Origin of the sequence: Streptomyces sp. NBC_01384 (genome assembly GCF_045040035.1) — a bacterium.
GTDB lineage: Bacteria > Actinomycetota > Actinomycetes > Streptomycetales > Streptomycetaceae > Streptomyces.
This window is the reverse complement of record NZ_CP109559.1, coordinates 9,210,481-9,228,332: the sequence shown is the minus strand read 5'-3', so window position 1 is coordinate 9,228,332 and position 17,852 is coordinate 9,210,481. Positions and strand designations below refer to the sequence as shown.

At 69.9% G+C, this 17,852-nt stretch carries 14 protein-coding genes and 3 pseudogenes; 9 read left to right on the top strand and 8 right to left on the bottom strand.

What is annotated here, in order from left to right; all coding sequences use genetic code 11:
- Positions 1 to 23 precede the first annotated feature (23 nt).
- Positions 24 to 1,241: pseudogene (locus tag OG747_RS42355) on the top strand (esterase-like activity of phytase family protein); the annotation flags it as partial.
- 79 nt (positions 1,242 to 1,320) lie between these two features.
- On the opposite strand, the gene OG747_RS42350 reads toward OG747_RS42355, so the two are convergent.
- Both OG747_RS42350 and xylA read right to left on the bottom strand, forming a co-directional pair.
- Positions 1,321 to 1,581, bottom strand: coding sequence for a hypothetical protein (locus tag OG747_RS42350; RefSeq protein WP_405884643.1), 261 nt, complete (start codon positions 1,579 to 1,581; stop codon positions 1,321 to 1,323).
- 391 nt (positions 1,582 to 1,972) lie between these two features.
- A complete protein-coding gene (xylA, locus tag OG747_RS42345; protein ID WP_405884642.1) occupies positions 1,973 to 3,139 on the bottom strand; it encodes a xylose isomerase in 1,167 nt (388 codons plus the stop codon).
- 162 nt (positions 3,140 to 3,301) lie between these two features.
- Between xylA and xylB the strand changes: the two genes are divergently transcribed.
- The 7 genes from xylB to OG747_RS42310 all read left to right on the top strand — a co-directional run bounded on the left by xylB (position 3,302) and on the right by OG747_RS42310 (position 11,568).
- Positions 3,302 to 4,747: a xylulokinase gene (gene xylB / locus OG747_RS42340; RefSeq protein WP_405884641.1), complete on the top strand. Its 1,446-nt coding sequence runs from the start codon at positions 3,302 to 3,304 to the stop codon at positions 4,745 to 4,747.
- Positions 4,748 to 4,805: 58 nt separating this feature from the next.
- Positions 4,806 to 6,014, top strand: a complete 1,209-nt coding sequence (locus tag OG747_RS42335) for an ROK family protein (protein ID WP_405884640.1) — start codon at positions 4,806 to 4,808, stop codon at positions 6,012 to 6,014.
- Between the two features lie 439 nt (positions 6,015 to 6,453).
- Positions 6,454 to 6,795, top strand: a complete 342-nt coding sequence (locus tag OG747_RS42330; RefSeq protein WP_405884639.1) for a hypothetical protein — start codon at positions 6,454 to 6,456, stop codon at positions 6,793 to 6,795.
- Complete coding sequence (locus OG747_RS42325) at positions 6,792 to 7,805, top strand: acetamidase/formamidase family protein (RefSeq protein ID WP_405884638.1); 1,014 nt, start codon at positions 6,792 to 6,794, stop codon at positions 7,803 to 7,805. Before OG747_RS42330 ends, OG747_RS42325 begins: the two co-directional genes overlap by 4 nt.
- Positions 7,806 to 7,900: 95 nt before the next feature.
- Positions 7,901 to 8,500, top strand: a complete 600-nt coding sequence (locus tag OG747_RS42320; RefSeq protein WP_405884637.1) for an N-acetylmuramoyl-L-alanine amidase — start codon at positions 7,901 to 7,903, stop codon at positions 8,498 to 8,500.
- Between the two features lie 135 nt (positions 8,501 to 8,635).
- On the top strand, positions 8,636 to 9,988 hold the full coding sequence (locus tag OG747_RS42315; protein ID WP_405885982.1) for a GAF domain-containing protein: 1,353 nt from the start codon (positions 8,636 to 8,638) through the stop codon (positions 9,986 to 9,988).
- Between the two features lie 56 nt (positions 9,989 to 10,044).
- Entirely contained in the window at positions 10,045 to 11,568 is a 1,524-nt protein-coding gene (locus OG747_RS42310; protein WP_405884636.1) for an aldehyde dehydrogenase family protein, read from the top strand.
- Positions 11,569 to 11,730: 162 nt separating this feature from the next.
- On the opposite strand, the gene OG747_RS42305 is transcribed toward OG747_RS42310, so the two are convergent.
- From OG747_RS42305 to OG747_RS42295, 3 genes are all read right to left on the bottom strand, one after another.
- On the bottom strand, positions 11,731 to 12,108 hold the full coding sequence (locus OG747_RS42305; protein WP_405884635.1) for a hypothetical protein: 378 nt from the start codon (positions 12,106 to 12,108) through the stop codon (positions 11,731 to 11,733).
- A gap of 104 nt (positions 12,109 to 12,212) precedes the next feature.
- Entirely contained in the window at positions 12,213 to 13,556 is a 1,344-nt protein-coding gene (locus tag OG747_RS42300; protein WP_405884634.1) for an endonuclease domain-containing protein, read from the bottom strand.
- 153 nt (positions 13,557 to 13,709) lie between these two features.
- Complete coding sequence (locus OG747_RS42295) at positions 13,710 to 14,051, bottom strand: hypothetical protein (RefSeq protein ID WP_405884632.1); 342 nt, start codon at positions 14,049 to 14,051, stop codon at positions 13,710 to 13,712.
- A gap of 137 nt (positions 14,052 to 14,188) precedes the next feature.
- Between OG747_RS42295 and cutA the strand changes: the two genes are divergently transcribed.
- On the top strand, positions 14,189 to 14,515 hold the full coding sequence (cutA, locus tag OG747_RS42290; RefSeq protein ID WP_329371257.1) for a divalent-cation tolerance protein CutA: 327 nt from the start codon (positions 14,189 to 14,191) through the stop codon (positions 14,513 to 14,515).
- Between the two features lie 61 nt (positions 14,516 to 14,576).
- Here the strand turns inward: cutA and OG747_RS42285 are convergent.
- From OG747_RS42285 to OG747_RS42275, 3 genes and pseudogenes are all read right to left on the bottom strand, one after another.
- A pseudogene (locus OG747_RS42285) lies at positions 14,577 to 15,650 on the bottom strand (transcriptional regulator); the annotation flags it as partial.
- A gap of 176 nt (positions 15,651 to 15,826) precedes the next feature.
- Positions 15,827 to 15,961 (bottom strand): annotated as a pseudogene (locus OG747_RS42280) (helix-turn-helix domain-containing protein); the annotation flags it as partial.
- Positions 15,962 to 16,309: 348 nt separating this feature from the next.
- Positions 16,310 to 17,839: an MDR family MFS transporter gene (locus OG747_RS42275; protein ID WP_405884631.1), complete on the bottom strand. Its 1,530-nt coding sequence runs from the start codon at positions 17,837 to 17,839 to the stop codon at positions 16,310 to 16,312.
- Positions 17,840 to 17,852: the final 13 nt, after the last annotated feature.

Sequence of the window (17,852 nt, the reverse complement as noted above, 5' to 3'; positions counted from 1 at the left end):
CCGCGTCCACCGATCCGTCGCCGCGGGTGACCCGCACCGCAACGCTCGGCGACATACCCCTGGGCACGTTCAGCAACGCGCTGCTGCCCGGCACGGTGGACGACGACCGGGGTGTGGAGCTCGGCGGGATCGGCAGCGACATCTACCCGGCCGGACGCAAGGGCGAGTTCTGGACGGTCACCGACCGTGGGCCCAACGGGCAGATCAAGGTGGACGGCAAGAAGCGCCGCACGTTCCCGGTGCCCGGTTTCGACCCGGCGATCGTGAAGATCGGAGTGTCCGGTGACACCGTCGAGGTGCTCGACGCGATCCCGATCACCACGTCCGCCGGGGAGCCCGTCACCGGGCTGCCCGACCAGGCGGGGCGAGACGAGGCGCCGTACTCCTATGACGCGCGGACGCCGCTCACGTACAACCCGAACGGGGTGGACACCGAGGGCATCGTGCGGTCCGCGGACGGCAGCTTCTGGCTCGCCGACGAGTACAGTCCCTCACTCATCCATGTCTCTGCCCGCGGAAAGGTCCTCACGCGCTATGTGCCCAAGGGGCTGAACCTGACCGGCGCGGACTACCCGGTGGTCGAGGCGTTGCCCGCCATCCTGCTGCACCGGAAGATCAATCGCGGATTCGAGGGGCTCGCCCAGCTCCCGGGCGGCGACCTGGTGATGGCCGTGCAGAGTCCGCTGTCCCTGCCCGACGGCGACGCGGGCGACGCCTCGCGCACGACGCGGCTGCTGCGCTTCTCACCGAAGAAGCGGGCCGTCACCGCCGAGTACGCGTACCGCTTCGACCCGGTAAACGTGGTCGACCCGAGTGAGGACGACACCTCCGAGCTGAAGATATCCTCCGTGGTGGCCGTCGGCCACGACCGGCTGCTGGTGGAGGAACGCACGGACAAGGCGGCGCGGTTGCAGCTGGTGAAGCTCACGCGGGGCGCGGACATCCTCGGCGGTCCCTGGGACACCGACACGACGTCGCCCTCCCTGGAACAGCTTGACGACCCTGCGGCCTCCGGCGTCCCGGTGCCGGCCAAGCGTCTGATCGTGGACCTGGGCACGGTGGCGGGGGTGCCCGGCAAGATCGAAGGCATCGCGCGCGTGGACCACGACACGCTCGCCCTCATCAACGACAACGACTTCGGGATGACCGACGGGGCGGGCGCGTTCGACGCACAGGGCCGTCTGGTCGACAGCGGCATCGAGACGACGGTCACGTACGTGCGGCTGCCGCACGGGATCTGACCTCGGGACTCTCTTCGTACGGCACGCGTGCGTGAGCCACCAACGGCGGCCACGCGCGCGTGCCGGTCACGTCACCGGCTCAAGGCACTGCGCCGTCCGCAAGGGTCGGGATGAGCGATTGCAGGTCGCTCGGCAGGATGCTGCGCAGACCGCTCGGCAGCTCCGAGGGCAGGGACGAAGGGAGTTTGCTGGGCAGTTCGGACGGAATGCTCAGCGAGGGTGAGGGCGAACCCCGCGTGCTGCTGGTCTCGGTGGGTCCCTTCTTGTCAGGCGAGTTGCCGCTGCCGGCCATCAGCACCACGGCGACGACGGCTCCGACGGCCACGACCGCGGCCAGCACGATGAACAGTGGGTTGCGGCGGCGCCCCCCACCAAGGCTTCCAGGACCGTCGGGAGGTTCAGGGGGTGGCGGAGGACCGTAACCGTAACCACCGGAAGGGGGACCATAGCCGCCCGTAGGCGGCTCGTAGCCTCCGGGCGGCGGGCCGAAGCCACCGCCTCCTGGAGGGGGCGTGTTTCCTGGCGGCCGGGGAGGCTGGGGCGGTAAGGGCGGGGTGGCCATACCATCAAGAGTCGCCTCGAATCGGTCACGACGCGACCCCTGTACGGAAGTTGATACGGACTCATGCCATGGATCGCATGATTCCGGAGCATCGCACGCGGGCATCCGCGGAACGAGACGTGAGGCCCGGGCCCGCCAGGAGACGGGCACGGGCCTCACCGGGACACGATCAGCCCCGTGCGCCCAGCAGATGGTCCATGGCCAGCTGGTCCAGACGCTCGAAGGCCATCCCACGCGCGGCGGCCGCCTCCACGTCGAACTCTTCGAAGGCGGCACGGTCCGCGAGCAGCCCCGTCAGGCCGTCCGCCGCAGTGGGCTGCGCCAGTTCGTCGAGGCGCGATGCGCGCAGCGCCTCCTGCACCTCGGGGTCAGCCCGGAAGGCGGCCGAACGCTCCCGCAGGATCAGGTAGTTGCGCATGCAGCCGGCGGCCGACGCCCACACCCCGTCGAAGTCCTCGGTCCGCGGCGGCTTGAAGTCGAAGTGCTTCGGGCCCGCGTATCCGGCGCTCTCCAGGAGGTCGACCAGCCAGAACGCGGAGCGCAGGTCGCCGGCACCGAAGCGCAGGTCCTGGTCGTACTTGATGCCGGACTGGCCGTTGAGGTCGATGTGGAAGAGCTTGCCCGCCCACAGGGCCTGTGCGATGCCGTGCGGGAAGTTCAGCCCGGCCATCTGCTCGTGGCCCACCTCGGGATTGACGCCGTACAGCTCCGGGCGCTCCAGGCGCTCGATGAAGGCGAGCGCGTGGCCGACGGTGGGCAGCAGGATGTCGCCGCGCGGCTCGTTCGGCTTCGGCTCGATCGCGAACTTCAGGTCGTAGCCCTGGGAGGTCACGTACTCGCCGAGGAGGTCGAAGGCCTCCTTCATGCGGTCGAGGGCGACGCGTACGTCCTTGGCGGCACCGGACTCGGCACCCTCACGGCCGCCCCAGGCGACATACGTCTGGGCGCCGAGTTCGACCGCGAGGTCGATGTTGCGGACCGTCTTGCGCAGCGCGTAGCGGCGCACGTCCCGGTCGTTCGCGGTGAACGCGCCGTCCTTGAAGACGGGGTGCGTGAACAGGTTGGTGGTGGCCATCGGCACCCGCATGCCGGTCGCGTCCAGGGCCTGGCGGAAGCGCTTGATGTGCGACTCGCGCTCACTGTCCGAGGACCCGAAGGGGATCAGGTCGTCGTCGTGGAAGGTCACCCCGTAAGCACCCAGCTCAGCCAGGCGCTGTACCGACTCGACCGGGTCCAGGGCGCGCCGGGTGGCGTCGCCGAACGGGTCCCTTCCCTGCCAGCCGACGGTCCACAGGCCGAAGGTGAACCTGTCCTCGGGGGTGGGCTGGTAGTTCATGCCGCGGCTCCTTGCTAGCTCCGACTATTTCGTCATGGCGGTTAACAAATTAGTATGCGAAGGCATCTCTGGGAAGAGACGAAGTGCGAAACCTGGGCCACACCGGTCCGGGGAGCCCCAACCAGGACAGATCCCGCGGAGCCGCGGAAGAGGGAGAGCCCGATGTCAGCAGCCGAGGGTCCGCTCGTCGTCGGGGTGGACACATCCACCCAGTCCACCAAGGCCCTGGTCGTCGACGCATCGACCGGACGGGTGGTGGCGAGCGGACAGGCGCCGCACACCGTCTCCACGGGGGCGGGCCGCGAGAGCGACCCGCGGCAGTGGTGGGACGCGCTCCGCGCGGCGCTGCACCAGTGCGGCGAGGCGGCCCACGAGGCCGCGGCGGTGTCGATCGGCGGCCAGCAGCACGGGCTCGTCACGCTCGACGCCCAGGGCGATCCCGTACGCCCGGCCCTGCTGTGGAACGACGTGCGCTCGGCGCCGCAGGCCCGGCGACTGGTCGAGGAGCTGGGCGGCCCGAAGGCCTGGGCCGAGCGCACGGGCAGCGTGCCCGGCCCTTCCTTCACGGTCACGAAGTGGGCCTGGCTGGCCGAGAACGAACCCGACGCCGTACGCGCGACGGCGGCCGTACGGCTGCCCCACGACTACCTCACCCAACGGCTCACCGGAGAGGGCACGACCGACCGCGGGGATGCCTCCGGTACGGGCTGGTGGGCGTCCGGGACCGAGACGTACGACCAGGAGGTCCTCGCGCACGTCGGACTCGACCCGGCCCTGCTCCCCCGCATCGTCCGGCCCGGCGAGGTGGCCGGCACCGTGCACGCCCGTGATGAGCTGCCCTTCTCCAGGGGAACGCTGGTCGCCGCCGGCACCGGTGACAACGCGGCCGCCGCGCTCGGTCTCGGGCTGCGCCCCGGTACCGCGGTGCTGAGCCTCGGCACCTCCGGCACGGTGTACGCCGTCTCGACGCGGCGCCCCGCCGACCCGACCGGCACCGTGGCGGGCTTCGCCGACGCGCGCGGCGACTGGCTTCCGCTGGCCTGCACCTTGAACTGCACGCTCGCCGTCGACCGCGTCGCCGCCCTGCTGGGACTGGACCGCGAGGCCGTCGAAGCGGGCACGGGCGTGACCCTGCTCCCCTACCTGGACGGCGAGCGCACCCCCGACCTTCCGAACGCCTCGGGGCTGCTGCACGGACTACGGCACGACACGACGGGCGGGCAACTGCTGCAGGCGGCGTACGACGGCGCGGTCCACTCGCTCCTCGGCGCCCTCGACCTGGTGCTCGACCCGGACGCCGACCGCTCCGCGCCGCTGCTTCTCATCGGCGGCGGCGCCCGCGGAACGGCCTGGCAGGAGACCGTACGCCGATTGTCGGGACGTCCGGTTCAGGTGCCCGAGGCCAAGGAACTGGTCGCGCTGGGAGCCGCCGCCCAGGCCGCAGGCCTGCTGACCGGCGAGGACCCGGCCGCGGTCGCCCGCCGCTGGGACACGGCCCGCGGGCCGGTGCTCGACGCCGTGGAGCGGGACGAGGAGACGCTCGCGAGGATCGCCGGGGTACTCTCCGACGCGGCCCCGCTCCTGGAGCGGGAGCCGAACGGGAACTGAGCGAGCACGGACAAGGACAGCCCCGAGGGGGACCGGCCGGACGAGGACTGACGGAGGCATGACCGCACCGCTGCACGAGGCCCACCCGACCGGTTCCGGCCGTCGGCTGCCCGACACCCAACAGGGCATGCGCCGCCGCAACCTCTCCCGTGTCATGCACACCGTGAGCGCGGAGGGGCCACTGTCGCGCGCCGCCGTCGCCTCGCGCATCGGTCTGACACGGGCGGCGGTCTCCACGCTGGTGGACGAGCTGATCCGCTCGGGGCTCCTCGAAGAGCTGGGCCCCGAGCGGCCCGGCCGGGTGGGGCGGCCGGGCTCGGCACTCGCCGTCAGCGGGCGCGGCCCCTCCGGGATAGGCGCGGAGGTGGGCGTCGACCATCTGGCCGTATGCGCGGTCGATCTGCGCGGTGACATACGGGCGCGGGCGGTGCGGCACGGCACGAACCGCGGTCGGCCGCCCGAGCCGGTGCTCCAGGAACTGAGCGCGCTGGTGCGTCAGGTCGTCGCCGAGGCCGAACGGGAGGGGCTGTGGCCCGCGGGCCTTGCGGTCGCGGTACCCGGCCTGGTGGCCCGCGACGCCCGGACCGTGGTCCGCGCTCCCAACCTCGACTGGCACGACACGGACCTCGGCGCGCTACTGCCCGGGGATCTCCCGCTGACCGTGGACAACGAGGCCAACTTCGGCGGCCTCGCGGAACTCTGGCTCGGCGATGCCACCCCGCGCGACTTCCTGCATGTGTCCGCGGAGATCGGCATCGGTGCGGCAGTGCTCGTGGACGGACGGTTGCTGCGCGGAACGCGCGGGTTCGCGGGTGAGCTGGGGCATGTGCCGGTGCGACCGGAAGGGCCTCAGTGCCCGTGCGGCGGACGCGGCTGCCTCGAGCAGTACGCGGGTGAGGAGGCCGTGCTGCGCGCGGCCGGTCTGGAGCCGGGCGAGGACCGCGTCGGACTGCTGGCCGAGCGCGCCGCCCGGGGCGATGCGGAGGTACGACGTGCCCTGCGCGACGCCGGAACCGCGCTCGGTATCGCGCTGACCGGCGCCGTCAACCTGCTCGATCCCGAGACCGTCGTGCTGGGAGGAGCGCTCTCCGGCCTCGCGCCATGGCTGCTGCCCTCGCTGGAGGGCGAGTTGGCGCGGCGCACCGCGGGTCCCGTCTGTGCCGTGTCCGTCTCACGGCTGGGGCCTGAGGGCCCGCTGCTGGGGGCTGCCCACTCGGTGGTGCGAGCGGTGCTGGATGATCCGGCGGGGGTCGCGGGGCGGTCGTAGTCCACCGGTAAGCAGAGCATTTGAGGCGGTCGGGGCGCAGTAATCGCGGGCGGGACGCAGTACTCAGGTTGCTCTTCCCCCTCACGGGTGACCGAGTTGTCCACAATCCCGGAGTTCTCCACCGCCGCACGCCTGCCGTTCCGGCCCAACCGGCAAGCGCCGTACCGTGATTCACGCGAGGCGCAGCCGTCGGACTCGGACCGGTTGCCGTGTGCCAGGCGAATTGGGGGGTTCACGTGTCGGGAGAAGCGGTTCCGGGACTGCGGCGCGAGGCCGTCGGACTGCGCGCGGTCCAGTTCCAGAGCATCACGGCCCTGGCACCGGCCACGGCGGTCGCCGCGTCCATTCCGTCGGCTGCGGCCTTCGCGGGCGGCAGTCTGCCCCTGTCCGTGCTGAGTTCCTGCTGCGCGCGACGGAGTTCGCCACGGTCGCCATCGGTGTGTACACCGTGGTGAACTTCGCCTGTGCGGGCTACTTCCTGCGCCGCAGGCGCGAGTTGTTCAAACCAGTACGGCATCTGCTGTTCCCGCTGCTGGGCAGCGTCGCGTTCGTCCCCGCGCCACTGACCGCCGCGGGTCTACCGTTCTTCGACTTCGTTTCCGAACTGACCGCCCCCGTGTCCTACACGGGACCCGTCGTCGGAGTCCGGATGATGGCCGGAGTCGTGGTACAGATCGTCCTGTTGCGCCGCCACCCGGGACGCATATCCGAGACCGCCGGTGTCCACCTCGACGAGATCTCCTCCCCCGACCTTCGGCAGAGCGGAGCAGTGCAGCCATGAGTGACCCCCGGATCCTGACCGTTCGGCCCGAACCGGGCGAGTACGCCTGGACGTTCGGCGGCGCGCCGCCTGTGTCACGCATCGCGCCGGGCACAGTGCTCGATCTGTACACCGAGGACTGCTTCGCCGGGCGGGTGCGCTCCGAGAAGGATCTTGTGTCCGAGGTGTGCGAGTTCCCGTTCCTCAATCCGCAGACCGGCCCCTTCCACGTGGAGGGCGCCGAGCCGGGCGACACGGTGGCGGTGCACTTCGTCTCGATCGAGCCGGCCCGCGACTGGGCGGCCTCGACGACGGTACCGCTGTTCGGCGCGCTCACCTCGACGCACTCCACGGCCACGCTGCAGCCGCCGTTGCCGGAGACCGTGTGGATCTGGCAGCTCGACCGGGAGCGGCGCACCGCGCTCTTCCGCGCGCGTGACAGTGACATCCAGATCGCGCTGCCCATGGATCCGATGCACGGCACCGTCGGTGTGGCGCCGGCGAATCTGGAGGTGCGCTCCGCGCTGGTGCCGGACGCTCACGGCGGAAACATGGACACTCCGGAGATGCGGGCTGGCGTCACCTGCTTCCTCGGGGTGAATGTCGAGGGCGCCCTGTTGAGCCTCGGTGACGGACACGCGCGGCAGGGGGAGGGCGAGACGTGTGGAGTGGCCGTCGAGTGCGCCATGAACACCGTGGTGATCGTCGAGCTGCTCAAGGAAGTCGCCACTCCTTGGCCGCGCATCGAGTCCGACACACACATCATCTCGACCGGCTCGGCGCGCCCGCTGGAGGACGCGTTCCGCATATCGCAGCTCGACCTGGTGCAGTGGCTGGTGCGCGACTACGGATTCAGTGAGCTGGACGCATACCAGTTCGCGACGCAGGCGGTCGAGTCGCCGCTCGCCAACGTCTGCGACACCAACTACACGTGCGTCGCCAAGCTCCGCAAGGAATGGCTGCCCCCGCGCGAGACACATCGCGGTCTGCACGCACAGCTGCGCGAGACAGCCGCGACGCTGCGCCGCTGAGAGGGGCGGAACCTCACCTCACCTCACCTCACCTCACCTCACCTCACCTCACCTCACCAACGAAGCGTCTCCCACCACCGAAAGGCAATCACCCCATGGAACGGGCAAGATCGTTCCCAAGTCGGCGACGGCTGCTCAAGGGCGCCGCCCTCGCAGCCCTGCCCTACGCGTTACTCCCCGGCACGGAGGGCACGGCAGAGGCCGCGGCCGTCGACTATGCGCTCGCCGAATGGGCACCGGCGAGCACCTCCAACTACACGGCGTCCAGCCGACCGACGGCCTATCCACTCGACTACGTGGTCATTCACGTCACGCAGGAGACCTACTCCAAGACCGTTTCCATCTTCCAGAACCCCCACAAGCAGGTGTCCGCGCACTACCTCGTGCGATCGGCCGACGGACATGTCGCCCAGTGCGTCAGGGAGCACGACATCGCCTGGCACGCGGGGAACTGGGACTACAACACCCGCAGCATCGGCATCGAACACGAGGGCTGGGTGGATCAGCCCTCCTATTTCACCAACGCGCTGTACGAGGAGTCGGCCAAGCTGACAGCCGCGATCTGCACGAACTACAGCATCCCCAAGGACCGGGCGCACATCATCGGCCACTACGAAGTACCGGGCACCGACCACACGGATCCGGGGCCGAACTGGGACTGGACCCGCTACATAAGGCTCGTCAACCTCGCCTGACAGTGAAGGCCGCCGCTGGATCCGGGCCATGCGCGATAAGGTGAGCGCCGCGTGAGGAGCACGGTCACAACGCTTGTCCGCGCCCGTACCGGGAGTGACGATGGTCCCAGCCGCATCGCCTTCCGGGAGGCCGAGTTGACCAATCCGTGGGTGGCACTGGAACCCGGGGCCGATCCCGTCGAGCGGGTACGGACACTGCACCGCGCGCACCAGGCGTTCACGGAGGCGGGCACGGTGCCGCGGCCGGTGCGCTCCGTGGTGGCCGACTCGTGGCGGCGTTCGGCGCGGGCCGGTGTCGTACCGGACGGGACCGCGACGGTAGAGCTCACGGACGGCGACCTGGGCTCCTATCGGGCGGAGCATCCGCTGGCCCGGGTGATGCCGCTCTTCCGGGAGCTCATGGGGACGTTCGCGTCGGACGGCGAACACCTGCTGGCGGTATGCGACGCGCAGGGCAGGCTGCTGTGGGTCGAAGGACACCCGGAGACCCGACGGCAGGCGGGGCGGATGAACTTCGTGCCGGGTGCACGCTGGTCGGAGACCTCGGTCGGCACGAACGCACCGGGAACGGCGGTCGCCGTCGACCGGCCGGTGCAGGTGTTCGCGGCCGAGCACTTCATTCGTCGGGTCCAGCCCTGGACGTGCGCGGCGGCTCCGGTGCACGATCCGCGTACCGGGCGGGTGCTCGGCGCGGTGGACATCACCGGCGGGGACTGGCTCGCGCATCCGCACAGCCTCGGTTTCGTCCAGGCGGTGGCGCGAGCCGCCGAGTCCCAGCTGGCGTTGCTCGCGCCGGCGGATGCGGCGACCGACACGGTAGAACTGACCGCGCTCGGTCGCGACGAGGCTCAACTGGTCATGGGCGGCCGGAAGGTCGGGCTCAGTCGCAGGCACAGCGAGATCCTGGTGCTGCTGGCCGGACACCCTGAGGGGCTGACGGGCGACGAGTTGCTGTGCGCGCTGTACGAGGACGAGTCGGTGACGCCAGTGACGCTGCGCGCCGAGCTGACCCGCTTGCGTCGACTCCTCGGCCCCGACCTGCTGGCCTCGCGCCCCTACCGGCTGACCGCGCCGGTCGAGTCCGATGTCGCGGTCGTGGAACGACGGCTCGGCGCGGGTGCGGTCACGGCCGCCGCGGCGGCGTACGCCGGTCCGCTGCTGCCGGGTTCGGGAGCCCCGGCGGTGGTGCGGTTGCGGCGCCGACTCGCCGACGGGCTGCGTACGGCGCTCATCGCCCGTCGTGACCCCGACCTGCTGGCGGACTGGGCGCGCGCCCCGTGGGGCGAGGACGACCTCGACGTATGGCGGGCGCTGGCCGCCGTACACCCGACGGCGGCGGTGAAGGCGCGCCTGGACGAGCTGGAATCCGAGCAGGCCGCACCGCCGGGCCGACCGCGCCCCATGACGCCCGCCGGGCGGGGCCGCCCCCACGACAGGCAGGGAGGACTGCCCGCGTCCGCAACGTCGTTGCAACGTCCTCGCTCCTAGCCTCGCGGCGAGAGCTGCCCAACGGCGGGCAGCGCTTCTCCGGGAGGCACACCAGCATGACCCGTTACGCGGCGCCCGGCACCGAGGGCGCGATCGTCTCCTACCAGGCGCGTTACGACCACTTCATCGGCGGCGAGTACGTAGCGCCGGCTCGCGGGCAGTACTTCGAGAACCCGAGCCCGGTGAACGGGCAGCCGTTCACGGAGGTCGCGCGGGGCTCCGCGGAGGACGTGGAGCGGGCGCTTGACGCGGCGCACGCGGCCGCGCCCGGCTGGGGCCGCACCTCTGTCACTGCGCGGGGCGACATCCTGCTCAAGATCGCCGACCGGATGGAGGCGAACCTGGAGAAGCTGGCGGTCGCCGAGAGCTGGGAGAACGGCAAGCCGGTACGCGAGACGCTGGCCGCCGACATCCCGCTCGCCATCGACCACTTCCGTTACTTCGCCGGGGCGATCCGCGCCCAGGAGGGTTCGCTCGGCGAGGTCGACGACGACACCGTCGCCTATCACTTCCACGAGCCGCTCGGGGTCGTCGCGCAGATCATTCCGTGGAACTTCCCCATCCTGATGGCGGTCTGGAAACTCGCCCCGGCGCTGGCGGCGGGGAACGCGGTCGTCATCAAGCCCGCCGAGCAGACCCCGGCGTCCATCCACTACTGGATGAGCCTGATCGCGGATCTGTTGCCGCCGGGCGTCGTCAACATCGTCAACGGCTTCGGGGTGGAGGCGGGCAAGCCGCTCGCGTCCAGTCCGCGGGTGGCGAAGGTGGCGTTCACGGGTGAGACGACGACGGGGCGGCTGATCATGCAGTACGCCTCGGAGAACATCAAGCCTGTCACCCTGGAACTCGGCGGTAAGTCCCCGAACATCTTCTTCGACGACGTCTGGGCCAATAACGACGACTTCCGGGACAAGGCGCTCGAAGGCTTCACCATGTTCGCACTCAACCAGGGCGAGGTGTGCACATGTCCGTCCCGGGCGATCGTCCAGCGCGGTCACTACGGCGAGTTCCTGGAGGCAGCGGTCGCCCGCACCGAGCTGATCAAGCCGGGTCACCCGCTCGACACCGACACGATGATCGGCGCGCAGGCCTCCAACGACCAGTTGGAGAAGATCCTCTCCTACCTGGACATCGGCCGGAAGGAAGGCGCCCGGATCCTCATCGGCGGTGAACGCGTCGAGTACGACGGGGAGTTGAAAGGCGGCTACTACGTTCAGCCGACGATCTTCGAGGGCGACAACCGGATGCGGATCTTCCAGGAGGAGATCTTCGGCCCGGTCGTCTCAGTCACGTCGTTCGACGACTTCGATGACGCCGTCAAGATCGCCAACGACACGCCGTACGGCCTCGGAGCCGGCGTATGGACGCGTGACATCAACACCGCCTACCGCGCGGGCCGTGCGATCCAGGCGGGCCGGGTGTGGACGAACTGCTACCACGCCTACCCCGCACACGCGGCGTTCGGCGGCTACAAGCAGTCCGGCATCGGCCGCGAGACCCACAAGATGATGCTGGAGCACTACCAGCAGACCAAGAATCTTCTGGTGTCGTACTCGCCGAAGAAGCTGGGCTTCTTCTAGGCGCACGAAAAAAGGCGCCTGACCTGGTCTTTCACCCGTCAGGCGCCTTTCCCTCAGCTTACTCTCGGCCGAGCCCGGCTTGCGTGCTAACTCCCAATTCCTCCCGCATCTGTACCGCTCCTGACCAGTACTTCCGGACCAGTCACGGACCAAACCCACGCTTCAGCCCTCGGTTGCTTCGCCTTGGCTGACACGCCCCCACTCCTGCATCGACTGCTCGATGAGGCAGTTCGCCTGTTCTCGAACGCCGTCGAGGAACTTGGCGTAGTGACGGAAGAGAACCTCGATGCTTTGGCCGGCGCGGCGGGCGCATTCGGCCGGGTCCACTCCGGAGTAGAGCCAGAACGAGATCCCCGCGTGCCGGAGATCGTAAGGTCGCTTAGCCAGGTCAGAGGTGCGCTCCGGGCGAGTCAGGGCGTGTTCCCGGGCCCGCGCCCACGTCTTGCCGTATGCGGCAGCGTCGACGTAGTTGCCAGCCTCGTTCCGGAAGAGTCGGCCATCAGGTGCCACGTCGAAGCGTTCCACGTGGGCACGCAGCATGCGTACGGACTCTGCTGCGCATTTCGCTGGGGCGTGTGGGCGTGACCGTGTCGGGGCCGGCAGCTGCGAGGTGACGTAGGGGCGTCAGGTCTCCCGGTGCTCGCTCAGAACAGTGCTGGGCCCTCGCCGCTGGTGTCCACGATGACTGGCCGGAACTGGGCAGGGAGGCCGTCCAGGCGGTCAGGACCGGCCGCGGCGGCCACGGCAGGGGCCGTCTCGGCCAGCCAGGTGCGAAACCGCTCGGCGGCTTCGCGGTAGGGGACTCGCGCCAGGACACGGTGCTCGCCGGAGGGGCAGAAGTCGACGGCGACCGTGAGCAGGCAGGAACGGGGCGCCTGGTGACTGCCCGTCCAGGACACGCGCAGGACACCGCAGGGTGTGCGCCCGCGGGGAGCGGGGTGGGTCGGGCGCAGTGATCGGCAGGCTGTGTGGGCGGTCCATGCGGCGAGGTGGGGCAGGGGCAGGGTGGTGCGTGCGCGGCAGCCGGGGCAGCGGTGCCAGTGGCGGAGCCAGTCGTCGGTGTCGGTGTGGAAGAGGCGTGTGTAGCGGTTCGCCACGCGGATGTCGTTGCTGTACAGGTGGTCGGGGCGTTCCAGTGTGTTGCAGGACTGGCAGAGGGGGGCGCGGACGTAGCCGTGTTCGTGGCAGTGGTCGAGGACTGTGGCGGGCGCAGTGCGGCAGACAGCGCACGCCCACCCAGCCACCCTGCGGGAGGTACCGGGCTTCCTGCTGAGCACCGAGTACAGCTGGCCTTCCAGCTCTTTGTTGTACGGGCGCAGTGAGGCGGTGGGGCCCTCGGGGCTCGTCGTCTGCCGACCGCCGGCGTCTCGGGCCTGCCGGGGGTAGGACGGCGGCTCGGTGACGGCTGCGCCTGCCTGGCGGGTCCGCGCGGCTTGCACCCACTGCGTTTCGGCGTGCTCGGCCGCGTCCAGCAGCCTGACCACGGCGCGCGGCAGCCACCACGTGCGCTGCGTCCCGTCGCGGGTCTGCTCCACGAGTATCTGTCGCCAGTCGATCCCCGCCAGATGGTACGGCCGGCCGACTTCACATCTTGCTGCCCGCGCGGGGCCGCCCGGCTCCTGCAGTTCCCGCGTGATGCGCCGGCGCCAACGCAGCGGCGTTTCCTCGTTGTACTCCTGCCTCGGCGCCCCACGAAACGGACCGATGCGGACCAGGTCCTGCCGGTCCATTCCCACCGCGTTCAGTTCCGCGGCCGCCCGGCGCACCTGAGCCTCCGGAACACTCCACTGACCGCCGCTCGCCCTCACCGTCGCCACCACATGGCCGCCGAGCAGGACGTAGCCCGCCCGGGCATGGGCAGGAGAGCAGGTGAATGCCCCAGAAGCCGTCGGCACAGCACTGTCGGCCGTCAAGTCGACCCACAGAGCGTCCGCGGCACTCAGGGTGATCAGGCCGTCCGTGCGACCGGGCATGACACGCTCTGACATACCGACAGGCTAACGGCCTGCAACGCGGCAACGGGTCTCCAAGCTCCTCGGTCAGCTGGGCCGCCGTCCGCAACTCCTTATTCCTGAGCATCTGGTTCGTCAGCACCTCCCGTGCCCGCAGCGTCACCACCAGAACGTCAAGAACCGGGCAAGTCACCCTCGCGCATCAGCGGTCCCCGAGCCCAGACGAATTGAGCAACAGAGTCCGTACGTCTCGCGAAACTCGGCGTACTCGGCCTCGGTGACCGCGCCGGTCGTCGTCATCTTGACCGCCGTAGAGACGAGATCCCACTCCGAGGGCCCGACAGAGACCAGCTTGAAGTCCATCAGTAGCGGCCGGGCCGCCGTGCGGTCGACGTTGCCGACCCACGCGCCGTGCACGACGCATTCGGGCGTGCCTGCGGGCCTGTGCTCCCACCACTCGCGGAGTTCCGCATGTCGATGCCGCAACCACCCGCGATCACCCTCAGACAGGGACGTCGCCGCCTCGATCACTCGGCGACCCGTATGAACGTTCGGGTCTGTCGAGCGGAAAGTCCGGCACGGGCAAGGGACGGAGCTGTTTCAGCAGCGTGACGTGTGCCCTTGACGGCTGGGTAGAGTCGCGGTATCCGAGCTGGAGAGGTAGTTGTATGGCCAACGATATTGTGATTGCGCAGACGACCAGCGACGACGAGGATCAGGCGAAGGCGCTGGCCCGGGGCGCGGTCGAGAGCAAGCTGGCAGCGGGCGTTCACGTTGATGCGCCGATCACCGCCTTCTATTGGTGGAAGGGGAAGGTCGAGACGGCGCAGGAGTGGCGGATCTCGTACATGACTACGACGGACCGTCTCCCGGCACTGGAGGCGTGGCTGCACGAGCAGCACCCGTACGACGTTCCCCAGTGGATCACGCTGCCCGTGAGTGGTGGGTCGGAGGCGTACCTGTCCTGGGTTGTCGAGGAGACGGCACGCGACTGACGGCCGACAGGTCATACGACGGCGTTCGCATCCTGAGCTTGCCCGTGTGCCGCGCGGGGGGTCAGGAAGCGAACTGCCGCAGGTGAAGGCCAAGTTCCTGCTCGCTGTCGGGAAGCGACGCTGCGATAGTCGCGGCGCGCTCCTTGCCCATCGTGTTGGGCTTGGCCTGAGCCGCTGCGGCGAACTGGCGTGACACGTAGACGCCTTGGTCAACGTCACCTCCACGCAGCAGGGCCGAAGCGAGATCACCGAGAACCACGACACCCCCATCCGACAGTTCGTCTCCGAGGCGGCCGACCGCGGTGTCGGCTGTAACGGTGAGTTCAGGACGCCCCAACTGTCCGTATACGGAGAGGGCCAACGAGTCCATGCGGTACGGGGTCACGAACCGGACCCACGCCTGCTCGCTGGTGTGATCCGCAAAGTCGTAGGCGAAGCGCGCTCGCTCCAACGCCCGGAGCGCCCCCGTCTCGTCGCCGACCGCCGCGGCTTCCTGCGCGTGCCTGCCGAGGACCCAGGCGGCAGCCGTAGCGTTGCCGTGGCCTCGCACGTCGTTGGCCGCTTGGGAAAGGAACTCCAACTTCGCCTTCGGCGACGAAGCGCCGTAGCTGGCGTAGGTCAGAGCCAGGGCCCGGAGTGGAGGGTGTCCGGCGGTCGCCGCGCACTGCGAAGTGACCCTGTAGTAGGCGTCGGCTTTGTCGTGCTCGCCCAGGTCCCAGGCCACCCAACCGGCCAAGGCCGCGGTTTCTCCAGCGGCGATGGCGAGAGCCCGTTCGTGCTCGCCGGCACGAGGCAGAGCCGCGGTGATCGCGTCAAGGTGCGACTCGACTGTGCTTTGTAGTCGCCAGGCGCTGAGATTGAGTTCCTGGACGTGCAGTTCAGCGGCCTGGTCGATGAGCGCGACAGCGGAGGACGAATCGATCTTAGAGCCCTTGCTGAGAGCGAAGGCGAGTCGCCCCCAGGGCTCGGCAGCCGCGCTCACGCTGATAGCCGCCCCGCCCAGCAGCGTGCGACGCTTCACGGCATCCTGGTCCTCCCCTGCATTGGCATGCCCCTCTCTCTTCCGAACGCGGGCAGCCTTAGCCTCCCGCTGTAGTTCCTCGAAGGGGACACCACTGGCCGTCGCGATGCGGCCGCGTTCCCGGCACCGATCGCCATCGCCGCTGCTGCGGGCGGCCCCCTCTGGGCTCGCGCCGGAGCCTTGGCCCTGGCCGAGTTCGGGGGTCCGGTAGGAACGGCGCAGAAAGCCGGCGTTGCTGTCAAAACTTTTGACGGACAGTGATCCGGACTGCCCCTGCGAGCCCCTGCTCCTTATTCGTGTGGCTCAGTGGGGTGCGGCAGCGCCGAAGCCCCCGCCCCTGCCAGGGCGGGCCGGCCTTCCTTGAGCTCAGGAACGTACTTGTAGATGGTGCTGCGGGAGACGCCGAGGAGTTTGGCGATGGAGACGACGGTGTTCTCTCGGCGCGGTTGCGCCTATGAATAAGCGGCGGTGCATACCTCGGCGCTGCGCGGCGCTGATGTACTCTCCGCGGTCGTCGACGAACAGACTGGCCGCCGGCACTGGGCTGACGTGTCCGATCCGGTCGGAGAACCCGACGGCGGGGAGCCAACCGGCCTCAGCAGGCCGACCACCCGAGGGCGCTGCCCGAATCTGCTGGCGCCACCCGGCAGGCTGTACCTCGACCACGCATTACGGGTCGCCGATGGAAGGCTGGCGGCGGCCGCCGGCCAGCCCGTTCACTACTCGGCAGGGTCGGCCCGATGCGTACGCATCGGGCCGACCCTGCCGCTTGCTCAGTTCGACTGGCGGGAGCGCGCGGTAAGGAACATGGCCAGCAGGGTGCCGACGATGGCGAACGCAGTGATCCACAGGAAGCCGGTGGCGGTGGCGTGGGCGAAGGCGTCGAGGACGGCTTGGCGGGCGATGGGCGGCAGCGAATCAACCGTGTCGGTCTGGGTCGGGTCGATTCCGCTCGGCACGTGGATGCCTCGGTGCGCCGCGTCGTGCAGTCGGTCGGCCAGACCCACGTTCAGCAGGGTGCCGAAGATCGCGACGCCGAAGGCTGCGCCGGTGGAGCGGGCGAAGGTGACTGCGGCGCTGGCGGCGCCGATGTCCGCGGCGGGGACCGAGTTCTGTACTGCGGTCAGGACGACCATGGGCACCATGCCGATGCCGGCGCCGGTGACCAGGAAGTATGCGCTGAGCACCAGGGTGCTTGTGCCGGCGCCGATGGTGGCGAGCAGGAGTAGTCCGACGACGTTGAGGGCCATGCCGGCGATCAGGATCACCCCGACCCGGTCGGGGCGGGCGGTCTGGCGTCCGGCGAGCGTCTGGGTGACGACCAGGCCGCCGACCAGCGGCAGCAGGTGCACGCCGGAGAGGGTGGCCGACACACCGTGCACCACTTGAAGGTAGGTGGGCAGGTAAATCAGCACACTGAACATTGCGACGTTCGCCGCGAAGCCGATCAGCGAGCCGAGGACCACGGTGCGCGAGCGCAGCATGGCCGGCGGCAGGATGGGGGCGGACGCGTGCCGCTCCACCGGCACCAGCAGCGCGCTGAGCGCAACGGCGGCGAAAATCAGCCCGGCAATTCGCGGCGAGCCCCAGCCCCAGCGTTCGCCGAAGGAGGTGACCATGACGAGGGCGGTGGCGATGGAGGCCAGGAGGGTCGCGCCGGCGTAGTCGATGCGGGCGGTGGCGGCGCGTGCTGCGTTCGGCAGTACCCGGGCGGCCAGCAGCAGGGCGACGGCGCCGACGGGCAGGTTGATCAGGAACGCCCAGCGCCAGGACAGATCGTCGGTGAAGACGCCGCCGAGTAGCGGGCCGATTATGCTGGCCACGCCGTAGACGGAGCCGAACATGCCCTGGTAGCGGCCGCGTTCGGCGAGGGCGACGATGTCGCCGACGAGGGCGAAGGTCAGCACGATCATGCCGCCGCCGCCCACGCCCTGCACCGCGCGGGCCGCGATGAGCTGGGGGAGGTTCTGTGCCAGGCCGCACGCGGCCGAGGCAACCAGGAACAGCGCCGTCGCCGACAGGTACAGGCGTTTGCGGCCGACCATGTCGCCGAGCTTGCCCCACAGCGGGGTGACGGCGGTCGAGGCCAGCAGGTAGGCGGCGCTGACCCAGGCGATGTTCGCGAAGCCGTTGAGGTCGGAGGCGATGCGCGGCAGCGCGGTGGAGACGATGGTCTGATCGAGGGCGGCCAGCAGCACGGCGAGGACCAGAGCGCTCATGGCCGCGTTGACGCCGGGGCGCCTGTCGTGTTCGAGGGGAGTGTGCGGCGCCGCTGCGGGCGCGGGGGTAAGGGCGGTGGACATGGTGGGGCACGCC

Excerpts from the sequence above, each read along its gene's own strand:
- xylA (WP_405884642.1), bottom strand. The coding sequence starts at position 3,139 with ATGAACTACCAGCCCACCCCCGAGGACAGGTTCACCTTCGGCCTGTGG.
- xylB (WP_405884641.1), top strand. The coding sequence starts at position 3,302 with ATGTCAGCAGCCGAGGGTCCGCTCGTCGTCGGGGTGGACACATCCACC.
- OG747_RS42335 (WP_405884640.1), top strand. The coding sequence starts at position 4,806 with ATGACCGCACCGCTGCACGAGGCCCACCCGACCGGTTCCGGCCGTCGG.
- OG747_RS42325 (WP_405884638.1), top strand. The coding sequence starts at position 6,792 with ATGAGTGACCCCCGGATCCTGACCGTTCGGCCCGAACCGGGCGAGTAC.
- OG747_RS42320 (WP_405884637.1), top strand. The coding sequence starts at position 7,901 with ATGGAACGGGCAAGATCGTTCCCAAGTCGGCGACGGCTGCTCAAGGGC.
- OG747_RS42310 (WP_405884636.1), top strand. The coding sequence starts at position 10,045 with ATGACCCGTTACGCGGCGCCCGGCACCGAGGGCGCGATCGTCTCCTAC.
- OG747_RS42305 (WP_405884635.1), bottom strand. The coding sequence starts at position 12,108 with ATGCTGCGTGCCCACGTGGAACGCTTCGACGTGGCACCTGATGGCCGA.
- OG747_RS42300 (WP_405884634.1), bottom strand. The coding sequence starts at position 13,556 with ATGTCAGAGCGTGTCATGCCCGGTCGCACGGACGGCCTGATCACCCTG.
- cutA (WP_329371257.1), top strand. The coding sequence starts at position 14,189 with ATGGCCAACGATATTGTGATTGCGCAGACGACCAGCGACGACGAGGAT.
- OG747_RS42275 (WP_405884631.1), bottom strand. The coding sequence starts at position 17,839 with ATGTCCACCGCCCTTACCCCCGCGCCCGCAGCGGCGCCGCACACTCCC.